We start from the raw sequence: 18,950 nt of genomic DNA on the forward strand, positions 1-18,950 counted from the left end.
ATGACCGCTGGGCGCAATCGTAGATTGTGCGATGCAACATTCCGCCCTACAGTTCCCGCGGGGGGCCATTCGATTGGATCGCATGGCTCAGAAAAAAATAACCTTTGGCGGTATCGACATCCTGCGGTTTCTCGCCGCCGTGCTGGTCATGGTCTATCACTACGGCTTCTGGGTCTGGGCCTATCCCGACGGCATCTCGGCGCAAGCGACTGGTGGCGTTCCGGCGCAGCCTGGGATCGGCGCCTGGGTCGGGTCCGGCTGGGTCGGCGTCGAGATCTTCTTCGTCATCAGCGGTTTCGTCATTGCCTTCAGCGCCGAGAATTCGACGCCGCTGCGGTTTTTCGAGGCAAGGGTCAAAAGGCTGGCGCCGGCGGTCTGGATTTGTGCCCCGATCACCGCGGCGCTGTTGCTGCTGATCGGCTTGAGCTGGCCGACCGATGCGGTGGTTCGGCTCGTGCGCACCGGCCTGTTCGCGCCTTATGGTCCCTGGGTGGACAGCGTCTACTGGACGCTCGGCATCGAAATCGCCTTCTACGCCATCGTCTGGATCCTGCTGCGGCTCGGCCGTTTCCATCTGATGGAAAGGGTTGCGATCGTCATCGGCATGATCAGCACGCTGTTCTGGTGCCTTTATTATCCGCTCGGCTGGTCCGCCTTCGCCGAGACGCGGTGGCTGCAGCTCGTGCTGGTGCATCATGGCTCATTCTTCGCGGTCGGCGTGCTCATCTGGCTGATGCGGTTCAAGGCGGTGACGGCGTCTCGCCTTGGCTTCTGCCTGCTGTTCCTCGGCGGTGGGGTGCTGCAGATCGCCAGCTCCGTCGACGTCCATAGCATCAAAGTCGGAGCCGTGATGCCGTACGGGCCGCCAATCTTGATCTTCCTCGTGGCCATCGCGCTGATGGCGTGGTCGCTCACGCTTGATCTCAGATGGAGCGGCTGGCGCCGGATCGGCCTGATGACCTATCCGCTCTATCTGATCCACGACGTCATCGGCGCGGCGATGCTCGGCGCCATGGTGCGCTCCGGGCTGCCTTATCTCCTGTCGATGGCAATGGTCGGCGCGACCATGATCGCGGCAAGCTGGCTGGTGGCAACCGAGGCCGAACCGCGCATCCGGCTGCTGCTCGACCACACGCTTTTCCGTTACCGGCTGAAGGCGGCATAGCCTCGAGCTATACGCCGCTCCGCCTCATGTCCGGCCGCATGAACGGCGGCCGGACGGTGCCGAAACTTTTGTGCGATTTCGGAATGAGAACCGCTGCGCGGGTTCAAGACATGATGGCAACGGCCTTATCTCAGACCGCCGCCTTCGAACGCACTTCCGACTTGTCGAGATAATAGCTCGAGTACTTGTCGAAGAATTTCTCCGACGCGCCGAACGACCCGTATTTGGCGAGCTTCTTCAGGTCGACCTTGTTCAGCACCGCGCCGACGATCTTGTTGGCGACATAGGGCTCGGATTCCAGCATCGAGCGCACCATGGCGCGCGGCGTGCGGCCCCATTCGGTGACGAGCACGAAGCCGTCGACCAGCGGCGCGAAGGCCTTGGCGTCGACCACCGGGCCAAGCGGCGGCAGATCGACGACGATGTATTCGAAGGTCTCCTTGGCGTTTTCGATGAAACGACGCATGCCGGCCGAGGAGAGAAGCTCGCTGGTGTGCGAGAAATGGCCGCGCAGCACAGCCGGGATGATCGCCAGCTTGGTCTGCCTGTCGATCTTGCCGACGGACTGCCAGGTCTGGCCGCTCACCACCGCTTCCATCAAGCCTTGCTCGGCTTCCATGCCGAGGCTGCGGCTAAGGCCCGGATTGCGCAGATCGCCATCGATGAGCAGCGTCCTGGAGCCATTGGCGGCGAGCAGCCCGGCGAGATTGGCCGCGACCGTCGACTTGCCTTCGCCGGGCAGGACCGAGATCACGCCGATGACGCGGCTCCCTTGCCCTTCCATCACCACATCGAAGGCGATCTTGGCGCTGCGCAGCGTTTCGGAGAACATCGATGCCGGAGCGTCGATGCTCACCCGCATCCGTGCGCGCCTTTCGATGGCGGCCGGCGACCTGGCGACCTTGAGATCGGGTTCGGCTGGCTTGTCTTCCTTGCTCGGTTTGCTGCCGATGGTCGGCAGGTACCCGAGGAATTTGAGGCCGACGCGGTCGCGGACCTCCTCGCCGGTCCTGAAGAACCGCTCGTTGAACTCGTTGAGGCCGCCGAAGCCGGCGCCCATCAGAACCCCGAGCACCAACGAAAGGCCGAGCACGATGACGGTGCGCGGGCTCGAGGCGGCAAGCGGCGTCGACGCATCCGAGATGATGCGGATCTTGCCGACCGGGAAGGATTGCTGCTGCGCGGCTTCCTCGTAGCGTCCGAGGAACGTCTGGTAGAGCGTGGAGAGTGCCGTCGCCTTCTGATCGAGATCACGCAATTGGACCTGCGACTGGTTGTCGATCGAACTCTTGCCCTGCGCGGCGGCGACATTGGCCCTGAGCGCGGTCTCGCGCGCCAACGCCACCTCATACTCGTTGCGGTAGCTTTCGGTGAGCTGCTTCAGTTCGCCGAAGATCTGCGTCGAGATGTCGGCCTTCTCCTTGGCGAGCGCCACCGCCTGCGGATGCTGCGGGCCGAAATTCGCCTCGACATCCTGCTGCCGTTTGGCGACCGTGAGATAGCGGGTCTTCAGCGCCGCAATGACCGAGCTGGCTGGCTGGTCGCTGGATATGGCGGCATCCTTGAAAGCGTTGTCCGAGCCGCTGTCGACGATCGACTTGTATTGCTGGTAACGGGCGCTGGCACGCGCGGTGTCGGCCTGCGCGACGATGAGCTGGGCGTTCAGGTCGGCGAGCTGCTTGTCGCTCATCAGCTGGCCGTCGCTGTTGGCGGACAGGCCGTGTTCGGCCCTGAATTTCTCGACCGCCAGCGATGCCTGCTGCGAGCTCTCGCGCAGCTCCGTCAATCGGCCCTGCAGCCAGACCGCCGCGCGCTCGGTGGCGTCGAAGCTGGCATCGAGCTGGTCGGCGAGATAAGCGTCTGCATAGGCCTTGGTGATGGCCTTCGCCAATGCCGGATCCGTCGCCTGGTAGCCAAGCGCGATAACGTAGCTTCGCCCGACGCGATCCGCCCGGATCTCGTTCTGCAGTTTGAGGATGGCGTAGTCGCGGCGCGACGTGGCGATCAGCGCATCGCGCGCGGCGGGGTCGAGCTTGGTGATGTCGCCGACACCCGGCATGACCGGGCTGCTCGGACGAACATACTGGATCAGACCGCGGATCAGGCCAACGCCCTGGGCAAGGGCGGACTGGGGCGGGTTCATGAACGTGTCGTTCTGGTCGAGCTTGAGCTTGTCGACGACCACGGCGGCAAGCCGCGTCGAGGTCAGGATCTCGATCTGGCTCAGAATCGCGGAATCGGTCTGCATCGTCGTCGATGCCGCCGAGATGTCGTCGACGATCTTGTTCAGACCTTCATCGATCAACACGCTGGAAACCGACACGAATTTTGGCGGCGTGGTCTGCAGATAGAGCATGCCCAGGAAAAGGCCGATGATGGCGCACACGCCAACCACCTTGGCCTGCCGTGCGGCCATGCCAAGCAGCCGCTCGATGTCGATGAAGTCGTCGCCGTCTCCTGCTTCCGAATTCGGCAATGGCATCCTCTTGTCGAGAGGAAAATTGGCATAATTCATCTTCGGTCCAATTCTGGCTTGTCTCGCTCGCAGGCCCCGGAGAGATCGGGAGCATTGGCAGGCGCGACACACGCTTGGTGCCGGACAGCGCGGAGCCGGCCGGCGCCTCCGCCGTCAGCCACCCGACAATACTCCCGAAAGATGGGCATTATGCGGCTTCTTCCTGGCGTTCATGCGTCCGGACGAACTCCCGGAGCATCTCGAAAACCGGACCCTTCATGTCGTCGCGCGCCAGCGCGAAGGCGATATTGGCCTGGATGAACCCTTCCTTGGACCCGCAGTCGAACATGCGCCCCTTGAAAGGCTGGGCAAAGAATGGCTGCTCCTGCGACAGGCGAACCATGGCGTCGGTCAGCTGGATCTCGTTGCCGGCGCCGCGCTGCTGGTTGCCCAGAAGCTGGAATATCTCGGGCTGCAGGATATAACGGCCATTGATGTAGAAATTCGACGGTGCGTTGGCCGGCGCCGGCTTTTCGACCATGGCCGTCACCTCGAAACCGCCGCCAATGTCGGCGCCACGGCCGACAATGCCATATTTGTTGGTCTCGGTGGGATCGCAACGCTCGACGGCGATGACGTTGCCGCCGGTCTGCGCATAGAGGTCGGTGATCTCGGCCAGGCATCCGCGCCCGCCGAAGGAAACCATGTCAGGCAAAAGCAGGGCAAAGGGCTCGTTGCCGATGACCTCGCGGGCGCACCAGACGGCATGGCCGAGGCCTTGCGGCGACTGCTGGCGGATGAAGGAGGTGGCGCCGGCCACCGGCAGCATGCTTTCGAGCGCCTCCAGCTGAGTCTTCTTGCCAGTTTGCTCCAGGGTTCCGATCAATTCCGGATGCAGGTCGAAATAGTCCTCTATGACCGCCTTGTTGCGGCCGGTGACGAAGACGATGTGCTCGATGCCGGCCTCGAAGGCCTCGTCCACCGCATATTGCACGACGGGCCTGTCGACGACGGGAAGCATTTCCTTCGGCATCGACTTGGTCGCCGGCAGGAACCGTGTTCCAAGCCCCGCCACCGGTATCACGGCCTTCCTGATTTTCTTCATCGCAAATTCCTTCTGAGGAGATCGACTACAGTCCATTCACAGGCCACGAAAAATCCCTCCATGTGCCTGCATCTTCACCTCCCCGCCCCGACGGCAAACTGTGCCGCTACTCTTCGCAACCGCACGGCGATCGGCATGCCCATATGCCTGACCGCCGCCGGGTCGCTGAGCGCCGTCCGGATCGCCTTGAGCGGGGACCGCGCCTTGATGTGCTGGACCATCGCCAGGAACGAGGCCGCCTTGCGCAGGCTGCGGCCGCGCCGGGCGAATGCCGCCTGCGCGGCCACGTCCATCGAATGGGTTTGAGCGAAAATCTCGTCGGCCTTGCGCATCGCCTCGACATGATGAGGCTCGAGCACGCGCGAGATGGAGCCGCTGCGGATATGATAGGCATAGCCGATTTCAGGCTCCACCACGCATCTGCCGCCCATGGCCAGGGCTTCGGCAAACAGGATGTAGTCCTCGCCGATCCTCAGCTTCTCGTCATAGCGAAGCCGGTTTTCGTCAAGGAACCGGCGCAGGAAGATCGGCTTGAGATAGCCGAGATTGAACTTCGATTCGAAGACGACGTTGCCGGCGATGTAGGTCGCCAGCGAAATCTCGCGCAGGCCTTCCAGATACCGGCGCGGGAACATCGCGTCCTCGACCACGCCGTCCTCACGGACGACCTGGAGATTGTCTACGGCGATCTCGGCGCCCGCTTTTTCGGCGCGGCCGATCATGGCGGCGACGCGTCCGGGAAAGACGGCGTCGTCGGCATCGAGAACCGCTATCCACCTGCCGCGGGCGGCGTCGAGCCCGGCATTCCTGGCCCCTCCGGGGCCCCTGTTCTTTTCCAGCGCCACGACGCGCACGACATGCTCGGGATAGGCCCTCGCCACATCGAGCGTGGCGTCACGCGACTTGTCGTCGACGACGATGATCTCAAGGCTGACGCCCTTCTGGGCGATGGCGCTGGCGACCGCCCTATCAAGTGTTGCCTCGGCATTGTAGGCGGCGATCACAAAAGAAACATCGGGTACGGACGAAACGTCAGGCTGCACGCTTGCCTCCTTCCCCTGGTGAAGGCTGGCCATAGAGGCGCAGTTCGCGGACACCGACAAGACCGCTGACAACGCCGACATGCATGATGCCGCGCAACACGCTGCGGTTCCTGCGGACCGGACTGGCTGCAACCGGAAGTGCCGCGGCGAAGCAAAAAGCGGCCTTTGCCGCGGCAAGGCCGGCCTGCTTTACTCGCGCGATGCCGCTGGCGCCGCGGCCCAGGAGATGACCGTGAGTCTGGCCAACCCGGAAGCGGCGGCGGCTGAGCCAGTCGAATGCGGCCCTGGCCCTCGGCACCGCCTCGTCCACCCATGCCTCCGGCGCAAAGGCGATCCGGCCGCCTGCCTTGTGCATCTGGTCGAAGAATTCGGTGTCCTCGCCGCCGGTCTGGCCGCGCGCCAGGCTGAAGCGGCGGCCGCGCAAGCTGTCGGATGCCATGCGCAGCAGGACGTTGCAGGTGTAGCCGGTGCGGATTTCGCCGTGCACGCGGACCGGCAAGGTGGAATGGAAATCGCCGCGGCGCATCCATTCCGGCGCATCCGGACGATAGAGCGCGCGCACCGGGCCGAGAACCGCGGCGGCGCCGCTTTTTTCGGCCGTTGCCACCAGTTCGGCGAGCCAGTGGGCCGTAGCGGTCTCATCGTCGTCGATGAAGGCCAGGAAATCGGCCTCGCTGGCCTCGAGACAAGCGTTGCGAGCGATCGAGATGTTGCGGGCCGGGCAATGCCGGTAGCGGACCGGCAACTTCAATTCCTGCGACAGCACCGTCACCAGGTCCCTGGCGCTCGGCGTGTCGTCATTGTCGGCGACGATGACGCCGACCTCGAAGCCGTCAGGCATGGCCAGGGCGGCAAGCGAGCGCAGCGTGTCGGCCAGTTCCGGCCGCCGGAATGTGCACACGCCGATGTCGATGCTGCGATGCTTGACCTCAACCGCCATCACGCCGCCCTCCGCCGCGTGCCGAGGCCGAGAAGCTGCAGCCAGAAGCCGACGGACCAGCCGAAATGCATGACCATCGCCGAGACGCCGGCAAGCGCGATATCGGCATTGCGCTGGCTGATGGCCGCCACCAGGCCGTAGCCCAGGCAAACCGCCACCCACAGCACCAGAGGCAGCGCCGCGATCCAGTGCAGGAAGGAGAAGGCCGCCAGCAGAACCACCGGGAAGACCGCCAGCGGCACCATCTGCCTAAACTTCGGGATCACACGATGTTTCAGCACATTCTTGGCGCGGCCGCGGCCATAGCCGAGATACTGGACATAGAGGCCGCGCAGCGAGGTCCGCGGATAATAGACCATCTGCGTCCTGCCGCTCATCCAGATCCTGTAGCCTGCCCGCCTCAGCCGATAGTCGAGTTCCGCATCCTCATTGTGGCTGAACGTCTCGTCATAGCCGCCGACGGCCTGGAAGGCCGATATCCGCATCAGTGCGTGATGGCCGTGGTCGACCCACTCCCCGGCGGAGAGATGGCGATGCTTGGAGCCGCCGGTGCCGAGCTTGGAGTTCTGCGCCGCCGCCGCCGCTTTCTGCACCGTGCCGCTGCCGCTGGTCAGCATCGACACCACGACCGAATCCGCGCCGGTCGCCAACGCCTCCTCGACCAGTCGGTCGCAATAGTCGTCGGGATAGCCGCCATGGGCGTCGATGCGGATAAGATAGTGCGTACCCTGGCCAAATTTGGCCACCGCCAGGTTGATCGCGGCGCTCTGGATGCGCTTTTCGTTGTGAAGCAGGATGATGCGAGGATCGTTCCTCTGGCGCTCGCCGACAATGGCCAGCGTGCCGTCAGTGCTGCCGCCATCGGCAACGACGATCCGCGCGCCAAGCCGTTCCGCCGCCGGGCAAAGCTGGTCGAGCAGCGCGCCGATATGAGTCGCCTCGTCGAGACACGGGATCACGATCAGGGTGGAGGCAAGCGCTTGCGTCATCGGGCGATGTCCATCCTATGCCAGGGCCTCGGTCGCGAGCGGCCCGCGCACGTTGGTCAGGCGGCGCAGTTTTTCGACCAGGGCGCCGCAGTCGCTGCGATCGTAGCTCCACATCCTCGGATTGTGGGCCAGCACGCGCGCCTTCAGCCTGCCGAAGCGGTGCTGTTCCATCCCGCCAAGCGCGGTTTCGAGCGCCTCGGGCGTGGCCTGCGGCAGCAAAACGCCGATATCGCGCTGCCGAAGGAACCGTCCGGTCTCGGTGTTGTCCATCGAGATCGGCACCGCGCCGAAGCGGCAGCCTTCATAAAGGCGGTTGGGCAGCAGCCATTCGGAGTTCTGTCCCTCCTCGAAGAAATCGATCGCCCAGGAGAAATGGACGTCGTGATAGATCGCCGCCATGTCCTCCGGGTTGCGGTACGGCCCGCGAAACGACATGTAAGGTTCGGCATCGACGAAGGCATGGAAATCCGGGAACTCGGAAAGTGCCGGGCGGCCGCGCAGCACGATTTCGAACCGGCCTTCCATGTGACGCGTGAAACCGGCCAGCAGTTCGAGCGAACGGCGGCACCGGAGCGCCCCGAACCAGCCGATCCGCCACGGCGGGGCGAGAGGTCCTTCCACCGCCTCGCGCTCGGCCGGCAGAATCGCCGCCGCCTCGAAATATTTGTTCTCGACCAGTTCCACCGGCGCCGCGACCTGGCGGAAAGGCTTGAAATAATTGGCGATGAAGGCGGGCGAACTGGTCACCAGCAGCCGCACATCCCGCGCCAGATGACGCTCGGTGGCGCGCAGCGCCTTGCCCAGGACATCGTCGCGAAGCACCAGGCGGTGAATGTCGAGACATTCGTAGACGATCGGGACAGCGGCGCCGAAAGCCGACCGGGCGCGGCGGGCCAGCGCCAGCATCTCCAGGTTACGCGCGATGATGATGTCGGGCTTCGGCACGTCCCTGAGCTTCGAACCTATCGAAACCGCTGTTTTTGCCACCGCCACCAGGCGCTGGGCGAATCGCCCGTCGCGCGTCGCGCCAAGGTCGATTGGCCGCAAGCCTTCGATGTCGGCAATCGGAGTGGCGGCGCGGCGGAAGCCCGCCAGGGTAACCCGGGCGCCACCTGTCCTGAGCATCGTGATCCGCCGGCGAACCGCCGGGTCGGAAACATCATGTACCAGGTACAAGACATGCAGCATGAAAACTCGACCGCTGTTTGACCCACCCAGGGGAAGCCTAGTACAGCTCTTGCTGCATCGCAACATTTTTGGCGCACCGTTCCACGTTTTCTGTTGCACTGCAAAATTATTGCCGTAGTTTGTGGTCGGCGGCGGTTGTGGATTTCGGGGCTCCGAAATCCGCGCAAAGATCAGGAATCCTGAATTTGGAAGCCAATCCATTCGATCCGCCGGAAGGCTCACTGCGCAAATCGGTCGGCCGTGGTGCCGTCGTGACCGCAATGGCGCAATCGGTGCGGGTCGCTACGCAGATCATTTCCGTCATCGTGCTGTCGCGACTCCTGTCGCCGCAGGATTTCGGCGTGGTCGCCATGTGCGCTCCTGTGCTCGCCTTCATCGCCCTGTTCCAGGACTTCGGCCTGACCCAGGCGACCATCCAGAAATCGGGCATCCGGCATGAGGAGGTGAACTACCTCTTCTGGATCAATGTCGCCGTCAGCGCGGTCCTCGCCTGCGTGCTCGCGGGCGCGGCACCCCTGGTCGCCGCGTTCTATGGCGAGCCGCGCGTCGCCGGTCTGGTGGCGGCACTGGGATTGCAGATCCTGGCTTATGGCCTGGGCGCCCAGCATCTGGCTCTGCTGACGCGTCGCATGCAGTTCGGTCGCCTGGCGATCATCGACGTCGCCGGGGCCGTCGCGGGGCTGGCCGTCTCGATCGCCTGGACTTTCATCGACCGTTCCTACTGGGCGCTGTTTGCCGGCACGCTGACCGGCGCGGTGCTGCCGACGCTGTGCTACTGGGCCAGCTCGCGCTGGCGCCCAGGCATGCCGCGCAAGGTCGTCGGGATCAGCGAGCTGATCAATTTCGGTGCCGGGATCACCGGTTTCAATTTCGCCAATTTCTTCGCCCGCAATCTCGACAACGTGTTGATCGGCAAATACTGGGGCGAGGCCCAGCTCGGACTCTACGACCGCGCCTACAAGCTGCTCCTGTTCCCGCTCAGCCAGATCACCAATCCGCTGTCGAAGGTGATGGTGCCGGCGCTGTCGCGACTGAAGGACGAGCCGGACCGCTATCGCAGCGCCTATCTGCGCGTGATGCCGCTGATCCTTCTGGTGGCGCTGCCCGGCGTCGCTTTCGCCACCGCGATGTCGGATGTGCTGATCCCCTTCGTGCTCGGCGAGCAGTGGCGCGCCAGCGCCTCGATCTTCCTGGCGCTCGGCTTTGCCGGCCTGCTGCAGCCGCTCAACAATCCGGCTGGTTGGCTTTTCGTCAGCCAGGGCCGCTCCGGCGACTTCATGCGCTGGGGCATCATCACGGCGGTGACCTCGGTGCTTGCCTTCGCGCTCGGCCTGCCCTACGGCGCGCTGGGCGTGGCGGTCGCCTATGCGGTCAGCGAGTATCTGCGCACGCCCTTCCTATGGCTCTATGTCGGCAAGAGCGGACCGCTGCAAGCCAGCCATGTGCTGCGCACGGCAGCGCCGTTCGTGCTTGGCGCGCATCTGGCGCTTGGGGCGGTCTGGCTGGTCAAGCCGATGCTGCCGCAGCAGCATGTCGTCGCCTTGGCAAGCGGCGTCATCCTGGCCTACGCGATCACCATCGTCGTCGCGCTGACCTTCGCCGCCGGCCGCGAAGCCTTGCGGGAGGCCTTGAAAATGCTGCCGGCAAGGGCGCCGGCGGCGACGCCGCGCGAGGCGCAATAATTTCGGCGCCTTTGTCGTCTATCCCATATCCCACCCGAGCATCAGGCCTGATCCATGCACTACCGATCGATCTCCGACATGAACGACGCCATCGTGAGCAACCTTCATCGGCTGCCACGCGACATCGACCTGGTGGTCGGCGTTCCCAGAAGCGGCGTGCTGGCGGCGACGCTGGTCAGCCTTGCGGCCAACATTCCGATGACTGACCTGGACTCCTTCCTCGAAGGCAGGGTCTACACGTCAGGCATCACCAAGCGCCGCGCGGCCCTGGACCGCAAGGTTTCGGACATGCGCAAGGTGCTGGTGATCGACGACAGCATCGCCGGCGGTAATGCGATGCGCGACGCCCGTGCCCGCATCAAGAGCGGCGGTGTCGAGGCTGACTACACCTTTGCCGCCGTCTTCGGCCTGGAGCCGGAGCATCAGGAGACCGATCTGGTGTTCGAGGTCGTGCCGCATCCGCGCATGTTCCAGTGGAACTTCATGCATCATAAATTCCTGGCGCAATGCTGTGTCGATATAGACGGGGTGCTGTGTCTCGATCCGACCGAGGCCGAGAACGACGACGGGCCGGCCTATGAAAAATTCCTCAGCGAGGCGCGGCCGCTTCATGCCGTAACCCACAAGATCGGCTGGCTGGTCACCAGCCGGCTCGAGAAATACCGTGCATTGACGGAGGCGTGGCTCGCCAAGCACGAGATCAAGTACGACAAGCTGATCATGCTCGATCTGCCGAGCAAGGCGGAGCGCCAGCGGCTTGGCGCGCATGGCAGTTTCAAGGCCGATTTCTATCGCAAATCCGACGCCATCCTGTTCATCGAAAGCGAACATGCCCAGGCGCTGAGGATTGCCAAACTGTCGGGGAAACCGGTCCTGTGCGTCGAGACGCACATGGTCAGTTTTCCCGATGCGCTGTCGCTGCCAGCACTTGGCCAGGCCGCGCGAAACCTGCCGGCGAGGCTGCGCCAGGTCAACTCGCAGGAGGGCCGCAAGAGCGCCGCCAAGACCATTGCCCGCGCCCTGCTCGGTGCACGCGGCTATGAAACGCTGAAGAACAGGGTCAAGCGCCCAGCCTGATGCAGAACCGAACGGGTCGCTGCTTGGCTACGCGGCCTGGCGTGCGCGCTGCTGCACCGCTCTGTCCAGTATCGAGAAGAAGGTGACGAACTGACGGTCGGGGTCGAGTTCCGGCCGGCCGGCGAAGCCGCGCGCGAGGGCCGAGACCCGCTGATATTCCTTGTTGTCGTTCCACAAGAGCCTGACGGCCGCGACCCATTCGGCGAGCGGGGCATCATAGTCGAGCACCGTGCCGCCAGGGCCGACCGCTTCCGGCAAGCCACCGCGGCGCGAACCGACGACCGGAATGCCGCTGCAATGGGCTTCCGAGGCAACCCGCCCCCAGGCCTCCTCCCATTTGCTGGGCGCCAGCAGGATCCGGGTGCGGCCATAGACCGTCTTCATGTCACTGGTGCGGTTCTCCAGCGTGACATTGCCGAGCGGCGTGATCGTCTGTTCGATGCGTGCCCGGTGATCGTCCGCCAGCTTCCAGCTTTCGACGAACAGGAACGGGATTTCGGGGCACGCGGCGGCGATCCGCACCGCAAGCTCGAAGCCCTTTTCCTCATAAGGGTTGATCAGGGTGACGAACTGGCCTGAAGTCGGCGTGCTGTAGTGGGCCGGATTGATGGTCGGAGGGATCACCGCCGCCTCGATGCCGAACTCCCTGGCGTAGGTACGCGCGGTGAATTCGGAATTGGCGATATAAAGCGCCGAATGCAGGTCGCGCAGGTCGCCCCCAAGCTCGTGAAACTCGACGTTGCGGAGGTAGACGACCAGCGGCACGCCCTTGGCCTGCAACGCCTTGCCGAGTGGAACCGACTTGTGACACTGAACCACCGCCACATCCGGCTTGACCCTGTTGACGGCGAAGGCCGCCGCCTCCCACGGAAACCACGCCCGAATCACTGGGTAGCCGGGAAAACTGTCGACGACCGCCGGCTGGCGCAAAAGCTTCATCTTGGCACGCGCCTTGAAGCCGAAGACACCATCGCCAAACAGCGCGGCGAGCACCGCGGCCTCATGCCCATGCTCGATCAACTGCTCGGCCAGATGATGAGTGCTCGACTGGACGCCGCCGCTGAACTCCGGTGGGTAGCCATTGCCGCCTGCAAAGAGAACTTTCATGGTCCTGGCTCCTCGTCTATCGCGTTTCAATGCCCACGGCCGATGAACGGCAGCGTCAAGTGCAGCCTCACGCAGTCTTTGGCGGATCAAGCGTCGCGAACGGATTTGTGCATGGCTGCCATCCGGTGAACCGGATGGGATCACTAGGCGAACTGCGCGAGGCGTAGTCCGTCAACATGTGAAATTCGGCCACGACCCAGCGGTCGAAATGCCGGAGGTCGCGCTGCTTCCGCTTGGGCAACAACTTGCGTGCCTGGCCGAGCTTCGCCGTCTCGAGCAAAGTGACGGCGTCGCCCAGTTTTTCGCTGGGAAACAGCCACGGATTGCGGTTGCGGAACTCCAGCACGAACTGCTGCAGGTGCTCGATGCGCATGTTCAACCCGCCGAGGTATTTTTCGAGCGTGACGCGAACCAGGTCCTCGTCCGAAAACGAAGACACCGCCGCGAAGGCCACGCCAGTCGATGCAACTCCACCAGCCATGATGGCCAAGACCGAGCGCCGTGAGATTTCCATCATCGGTTACCTCCTTCCCTTCCCGTCACGCCATCCGGCTCGCCGCGCGCAGGGACAAAGCTGCCGCGGTCAGGCTCGGGTTGGCGCAGGAGCAGCTTGGATAGGTGCTGGTGCCGACGACGACCAAGTTTCTCAGCCGGTGATGGATCATGTTGCTGTCGATCACCGAATCGGCCGGGCCGGTGCCCATCCGCAACGTGCCCTGGACGTGCGATTCCGTTGGCCGGATGCCGCGGTCGAAGAGCCGTTCGACAGGCAACGGGGCAAGCAGTCCAGGCAATTTGTCCAGCGCCCGGGCCATGCCTTTGACGGCATAGTCCGACGGCGCCTTGAAGGAGACGAAGGCGTTGTCATCCTCGTCGAGGGTGACGAAATTCTCGTGATCGAGCAGGTTCTCGGTGACCACGACCAGCGGCAGCGCCTGGCGCAGCCGGCCCTTCTCTGCGCGCATCCCGTGCTGCCAGCGGTTCTCGAAATAGACGAGGGCCGCCGCGTGCTCGGACCGGTGCGGACCGTCATAGAGGCCGAAATTCAGGCCGGTGGTGATGGTGCTGCCGTCGAAATTGTCGACGCCGTCGAGATAGACCTCGAAATTCCAGCCATAGGATTCATGCAGGCCACGCCCGACGAATTCATCGCCCAGGCCCGAGCGCAGCATGATCGCCGCGCTCTGGATGGCATTGGCGCCGAGAACGAAGAGGTCGCCGCTGACCTGATATTCCCTGCCCTCATGCACGAAGGCGACCGAACGGACCGTGCCGCCGACATGGTCGAGCCGCCGCACTTCGGAGCCGAGGCAGACCGAAACGTCGGGATGCTCGAAGACATGCATCAGGCCGTTATTGGCGGTGAACTTGGCATCGACCGGGCACAGCCAGCAGCGCAGATTGGCGCAGCAGGAGCTGCGTTGCGCGGTCGGCACGCGCGCCCGTGCGGTCGGCATGACGAAATGCTGGTCGGGCTGGGCCGCCTTCATCATCCTGTCCGGCGTCGACATGCGATGCGGTGGCTGCGGAAAGGGCTTCGAGCGCGGCAGCATCGCCGCCATGTCGGGATCGCCGGAGATCGACATGATGTCTTCGGCGTCGCAATAGAACGGCTCGACATCGTCGTAGCTGATCGGCCAGTCATTGCCGACGCCGTAGGTGCTTTTCAGCCTGAAATCATTGGGGTGGAATCTTGGCGTCTGCGCGAACCAGCAATTGGTCCCGCCACCCAGCCCGATCGTGTAATTCCACGGCTTGTCGGAATTGGTGCTGTAGGTCGTCTCGTCGTCTATGTCGGTGTTGACGTTCTGGTCAAGCTGCCATTCATGCGTGTTGTGGCGACCCCACTCCAGAACCAGGATGCGCGCCTTACGCCGCCTGGCGAATTCATGCAGGAAGAAAGCCGAACCGAAGCCGGAACCGATCGCGACAACATCGAAATGATCTTTGGTGACTTGCTCGGGCTTTACGTCCAGCACCATCAGCTACAATTCCTTCTACGCCGGGCGTTTGGCCCGATCCTGCTTTCGGCTCTCCGCGCCCGATCTCATGCCGCCATTCTGCCGATCGAGTGATATTCGATGCCGTGGCGCGCCACGACCTTGGGATCGTAAAGGTTGCGGCCATCGAAGATGACCGGCGTGGTCAGCGCATCCTTCAGCGCATCGAAGGACGGTGCGCGAAAACTCTTCCATTCGGTGGCGATCAGCAGCGCATCGGCGCCGCGCAGGGCCGCCTCCTTGGTTCCACACAACAGCAGGTCGTCGCGCAGCCCGTAGATGGCCTGGCATTCCTGCATGGCCTCGGGATCATAGGCCTGCACGGCCGCGCCGGCGTTCCAGAGCGCCTCCATCAGCACGCGCGCGGGCGCCTCGCGCATGTCGTCGGTGTTGGGCTTGAAGGCCAGGCCCCACAGCGCGAAGGTCTTGCCCTTGAGGTTACCCTTGAAATAGCGGTGCACCTTGTCGAACAGAACGGATTTCTGGTCATTGTTGCGCTCCTCGACGGCGCGCAGCAGCTTGGCGTCGTACTTGACGCCCTCGGCGGTCTTGATCAGGGCGCGGACGTCCTTGGGAAAGCACGAGCCGCCATAGCCGAGACCCGGATAGATGAAGTGATAGCCGATGCGCGGGTCGCTGCCGATGCCCTGGCGCACTTCCTCGATGTCGGCGCCGAGTTGCTCGGCGAGGTTGGCCATCTCGTTCATGAAGCTGATCTTGGTCGCCAGCATGCAATTGGCGGCGTATTTCGTGAATTCGGCGCTGCGCACGTCCATCACGATCATCTTCTCGTGGTTGCGGTTGAAGGGCGCATAGAGTTCGCGCATCACCGCCTCGGTTTCCTCGCTCGACGTGCCGACGATGATGCGGTCGGGCTTCATGCAGTCGGCGACCGCGGAGCCCTCCTTGAGGAATTCGGGATTGGAGGCGACGTCGAAGCTCAGATCCTCGCGGCCCCGCTTCTTCAGCGTCTCGGCGATCCTGGCCTTCACCTTTTCGCAGGTGCCGACCGGCACGGTCGACTTGCCGACGACGATCTTGGCGGTATCCATCTCGCGGCCGATGGTCTCGGCGACCGCCAGCACATATTTGAGGTCGGCCGAACCATCTTCGCCGGGCGGCGTGCCTACCGCGATCATCTGGATTTCGCCGTGCCTGACGGCGGCCGCCGCATCGGTGGTGAACTTGATGCGGCCGGCGGCGTGATTCTCCCTGACGATGGTTTCAAGACCCGGCTCGAAGATCGGAACGAGGCCCTGATTGAGCCGCTCCACCTTGTTTGCGTCGATATCGACGCAAACAACCTGGTGGCCAACCTCGGCAAGCACCGCCGCCTGCACCAAGCCGACATAGCCAATTCCAAACACCGTCAAGTTCATTCGGTTTCATTCCCATCCAGGGCAGCGGACCGCTTCTCGGCCCTGCCGGTTCAATTCGTCTTTCCCAGCTCTTTTACACTACACACCAGCGATTCCGGAAATTGGCAGGGCTGACCCAGCGCGGTGAACGCGGCCCGCTCGACCTGCAGCGAAAGCTTGCGGCCCGGGTCCGCAAACGCTCCCATCCAGCCCTTCATGGTGTCGCTACCCCAAAGGCTGAAGAAGATCTTCTGCGCATGGCTGGGCAGCTTCGCGGGATCGGTGATGGTGTTCACCAGCTGGCCGTTGAGATACCAGCGCAGGCTATCTTTCTCCCAGACGAAGGCATAGTCGTTGAAGGCACTGTCGGTGCCGCCCGGCACGTCGACCAGCTTCTCGTTCTTGCCCTTGCCGGCGATATAGGCGTTGACCTGCACCTTGGAGGTGTCCTTGGTCAGGATCTCGAAGTCGATCTCGTCCCAGGGCTGCTTGTCGGATGGGCCGATATAGGAGAAGAAAGCCGCGTTGAGGCCGGGGCCGGTGTCGGTCTTCATCCGCGCCTCATAGGTACCATAGCCGAAACGCTGCTTGGTCTGGATCTCGCCGCAGGCGAACTCGCGATCCTTGGTCTTCTGCTTCGCGAATCCGAGCGAAAGAACGCCATCGGAAAGCTTGACCAAGCCTTTCGACCAGGTGCAATTCTGATGGCTGCCGTTCGTCCAGCCGTCTGAAACGTACCAGCGCTCGCGGTCGAAATTCTTGAAATCGTCGACGAAAGAGGGCGCGGACTGGATATCCTGCGCATGAGACGGGGTTGCCGGCAGGCTGCCAAGAGCGACCAGCAGCAAAGCGACCGCCAGACCAGACCGCCGCCAGAAATGCAGGGCTGAAGGGGCGTCTATTGCTGTCGTGGACATGGTCTTTGGATCCGAATTCATGAGTGACTCACCTTTGCGCTGTGTCCCCAACCCAAAGTCGACGTTCGAACCGCTTCCAAACGGGCCAACCTTGACCTTTTCAATAACCCGCCCGACGTCCAGCCTTGCATCACCTTCGCCGTAACGGTCCCGCGCCGCCGCCTTCAATTTCGGCCGACTCCCGCCTGCCTGGCGGGGTCGACCGCCGCCGGATCGGTGCTCGTATTCTCGTCGAAGACCACGTCCAGCGAATGACGGAGCTCGCGCATCCTACCGCCCTGGCGCGACAGCGCAGCGATGCGGCGCTCGCTGTTCAGGATCGACTGCGTCAACGCGCTGACTTCGGACGAGCGGCGATCGGAGGCGAAGCCGTTTTCCATGGCTTCGACCAGAAAGGCCGCGTTGGTCGCCTCCTTGCGGTAGCGGCTCTCCAAGCCGGTTTTCTCCGCCTCGATCTCGGCGGCGATCTGCTCGAACAGCTTCGCCAGCCGGTCCAGGCGCGCAACGTCGGTCTGCCTGTCGCGGGCCGGATCCCTTGATCTGAAGCCGAATATCGAGGCCATGAACTTAAATTCCCGTCATCGCCGGCTTCCTGGACCGGCTTTCAGGCCAGGCCACTGGCCGATCCCCGCAACCGGGGCTGAAAACTCGTAACCGCGTCGCCCAACTCCTCTGACGAAGAGAGACTTCGCACCAGTCCGATCGGGGGCCAGTTCGGCTGGTCGTTTAATTTGTTGCACCGCAACATAGACTGCCATCCCCAGAGCCGCGAGGCAACCACCCAATTCATAAACTCATAAATCCGATGGAAATGGTTGCGTGGCGGCCTCGCGGTCGGCAGGTAACACCGCGCCTTACCGTCCTTTGCCGGTACTGGTTCCAGCCATCAGGAAACGGAGCGGCGGCACGTGCTTGTTCCTGGAGACCAGGCCAACACTGCGAAACAGCGCCTCGATCTTGTCGGACGCCACGCCCTGGACGATGGGGACGAGGTTGGATTGGCTTGCGAAGGCGTAGGCCGCGGCAGAAGCCAGGCCCCGCTCGGCCTTCACGTCGAGGAAATTGCGCAGCCGGTATTTGTCGCGCACATGCCGCTCGTGCCGCCGTAGCACTGCTTTCGACCCTTCCGGCAGGCTGTCGATCGCCAGCAGCGCCAGATCGGCATCGGCCAGCCGCTTCAGATCCTGCGTCTTGTGGCGGCCGCTGAGTGAATCGGCACGCACGATGGCCCCGTAGCCGCAGGAACGTATGACCTTGAACCGTGCCCCGTGGGCGACCGCTCGCGCGTAAAGCTCGTAGTCCTCGCCCAGTCGCAGGCTCTCGTCGTAGCGCAACCCATGGCGGTCGAGAAAGGCACGGCTGATCACCGGCTTCAAGAAGCCGAGTTCGCCTCTTTGGACGCGGCGCCGGGAGATGTTGCCTTCCACGAATCCTTCGAAATCGAGGAATTCCGGATCGGCGGCAAAATCCGGGGCGACGATTTTGGTTGCATCGCCAGCCGCGTCATCCCTGATGAGCATGATGTTGTCGGCGGCGAAATCCCAATCGGCGCCGACAAACAGGTTGCGAAACCGGCCCTCGAGGAAGAAATCGTCGGCGTCCAGAATGCTGATGAACGGGGCTCGTGAACCGGCGATCGCCGCATTGCGGGCAAAAGAAGGGCCGCGATTGACGTCGAGGCGCATCACCGCAAGCCGGCCGCTGCCATCGTCGGCGGAGCGTGCGACCTCGGCCGTATTGTCCGTGGAGCCATCGTCGACGACGACGACCTCCCCGACTTCCGGTTCGCGCAACGCGGACGCGATGGCGACGGCGATCGTTCGCGCCGCGTTTTTGGCCGCGATGATCACGCAGACTTGGGATTTCGTCATCGACATGGAATTGCCTCTTGCACAGGTTCCGATCTGCCCTCGCCCTGTACGCG

At 63.5% G+C, this 18,950-nt stretch carries 16 protein-coding genes; 3 read left to right on the forward strand and 13 right to left on the reverse strand.

Going from position 1 to position 18,950, the window contains the following annotated elements; translation table 11 throughout:
- Positions 1–82: 82 nt before the first annotated feature.
- A complete protein-coding gene (locus LB555_RS12095; RefSeq protein ID WP_224682956.1) occupies positions 83–1,165 on the forward strand; it encodes an acyltransferase family protein in 1,083 nt (360 codons plus the stop codon).
- 130 nt (positions 1,166–1,295) lie between these two features.
- Here the strand turns inward: LB555_RS12095 and LB555_RS12100 are convergent, their stop codons facing one another.
- The 6 genes from LB555_RS12100 to LB555_RS12125 form a co-directional block, all read right to left on the reverse strand.
- Positions 1,296–3,680 (reverse strand): polysaccharide biosynthesis tyrosine autokinase, encoded by a 2,385-nt coding sequence (locus tag LB555_RS12100; protein ID WP_224593251.1) that lies wholly within the window; start codon positions 3,678–3,680, stop codon positions 1,296–1,298.
- Positions 3,681–3,828: 148 nt separating this feature from the next.
- Complete coding sequence (locus tag LB555_RS12105) at positions 3,829–4,725, reverse strand: UTP--glucose-1-phosphate uridylyltransferase (RefSeq protein WP_140714278.1); 897 nt, start codon at positions 4,723–4,725, stop codon at positions 3,829–3,831.
- A 74-nt stretch (positions 4,726–4,799) separates the two neighbouring features.
- Positions 4,800–5,768 (reverse strand): glycosyltransferase family 2 protein, encoded by a 969-nt coding sequence (locus tag LB555_RS12110; RefSeq protein WP_224682957.1) that lies wholly within the window; start codon positions 5,766–5,768, stop codon positions 4,800–4,802.
- Positions 5,758–6,708, reverse strand: a complete 951-nt coding sequence (locus tag LB555_RS12115) for a glycosyltransferase (RefSeq protein WP_140875672.1) — start codon at positions 6,706–6,708, stop codon at positions 5,758–5,760. The genes LB555_RS12110 and LB555_RS12115 overlap by 11 nt, the downstream gene beginning before the upstream one ends.
- Positions 6,708–7,697: a glycosyltransferase family 2 protein gene (locus LB555_RS12120; RefSeq protein ID WP_224682958.1), complete on the reverse strand. Its 990-nt coding sequence runs from the start codon at positions 7,695–7,697 to the stop codon at positions 6,708–6,710. Before LB555_RS12120 ends, LB555_RS12115 begins: the two co-directional genes overlap by 1 nt.
- A gap of 15 nt (positions 7,698–7,712) precedes the next feature.
- Positions 7,713–8,885 (reverse strand): glycosyl transferase family 1, encoded by a 1,173-nt coding sequence (locus LB555_RS12125; RefSeq protein WP_224682959.1) that lies wholly within the window; start codon positions 8,883–8,885, stop codon positions 7,713–7,715.
- Positions 8,886–9,070: 185 nt separating this feature from the next.
- Between LB555_RS12125 and LB555_RS12130 the strand changes: the two genes are divergently transcribed.
- Together LB555_RS12130 and LB555_RS12135 are read left to right on the forward strand one after the other, a co-directional pair.
- The gene (locus LB555_RS12130; RefSeq protein WP_140614933.1) at positions 9,071–10,567 is read left to right on the forward strand and encodes a lipopolysaccharide biosynthesis protein; all 1,497 of its coding nucleotides are present in this window, start codon (positions 9,071–9,073) and stop codon (positions 10,565–10,567) included.
- 54 nt (positions 10,568–10,621) lie between these two features.
- Positions 10,622–11,644 (forward strand): phosphoribosyltransferase family protein, encoded by a 1,023-nt coding sequence (locus LB555_RS12135; RefSeq protein WP_224682960.1) that lies wholly within the window; start codon positions 10,622–10,624, stop codon positions 11,642–11,644.
- A 27-nt stretch (positions 11,645–11,671) separates the two neighbouring features.
- Here the strand turns inward: LB555_RS12135 and LB555_RS12140 are convergent, their stop codons facing one another.
- The 7 genes from LB555_RS12140 to LB555_RS12170 form a co-directional block, all read right to left on the reverse strand.
- Positions 11,672–12,751 carry a glycosyltransferase gene (locus LB555_RS12140; protein ID WP_140821600.1) on the reverse strand — a complete coding sequence of 360 codons (1,080 nt, stop codon included), beginning with the start codon at positions 12,749–12,751 and terminating at the stop codon, positions 11,672–11,674.
- A gap of 67 nt (positions 12,752–12,818) precedes the next feature.
- Positions 12,819–13,268, reverse strand: a complete 450-nt coding sequence (locus LB555_RS12145; protein ID WP_015314218.1) for a hypothetical protein — start codon at positions 13,266–13,268, stop codon at positions 12,819–12,821.
- Positions 13,269–13,290: 22 nt separating this feature from the next.
- A complete protein-coding gene (locus LB555_RS12150; protein WP_140723282.1) occupies positions 13,291–14,733 on the reverse strand; it encodes a GMC oxidoreductase in 1,443 nt (480 codons plus the stop codon).
- Positions 14,734–14,798: 65 nt separating this feature from the next.
- Positions 14,799–16,130 (reverse strand): UDP-glucose dehydrogenase family protein, encoded by a 1,332-nt coding sequence (locus LB555_RS12155; protein WP_015314220.1) that lies wholly within the window; start codon positions 16,128–16,130, stop codon positions 14,799–14,801.
- A 50-nt stretch (positions 16,131–16,180) separates the two neighbouring features.
- Positions 16,181–17,047 (reverse strand): family 16 glycosylhydrolase, encoded by an 867-nt coding sequence (locus LB555_RS12160; protein ID WP_224682961.1) that lies wholly within the window; start codon positions 17,045–17,047, stop codon positions 16,181–16,183.
- A 143-nt stretch (positions 17,048–17,190) separates the two neighbouring features.
- Positions 17,191–17,589, reverse strand: a complete 399-nt coding sequence (locus tag LB555_RS12165; RefSeq protein WP_224682962.1) for a hypothetical protein — start codon at positions 17,587–17,589, stop codon at positions 17,191–17,193.
- Between the two features lie 291 nt (positions 17,590–17,880).
- Entirely contained in the window at positions 17,881–18,903 is a 1,023-nt protein-coding gene (locus LB555_RS12170; RefSeq protein ID WP_015314223.1) for a glycosyltransferase family 2 protein, read from the reverse strand.
- Between the last annotated feature and the right edge of the window lie 47 nt (positions 18,904–18,950).

Origin of the sequence: Mesorhizobium sp. BR-1-1-10 (assembly GCF_020165595.1) — a bacterium.
GTDB lineage: Bacteria > Pseudomonadota > Alphaproteobacteria > Rhizobiales > Rhizobiaceae > Mesorhizobium > Mesorhizobium australicum.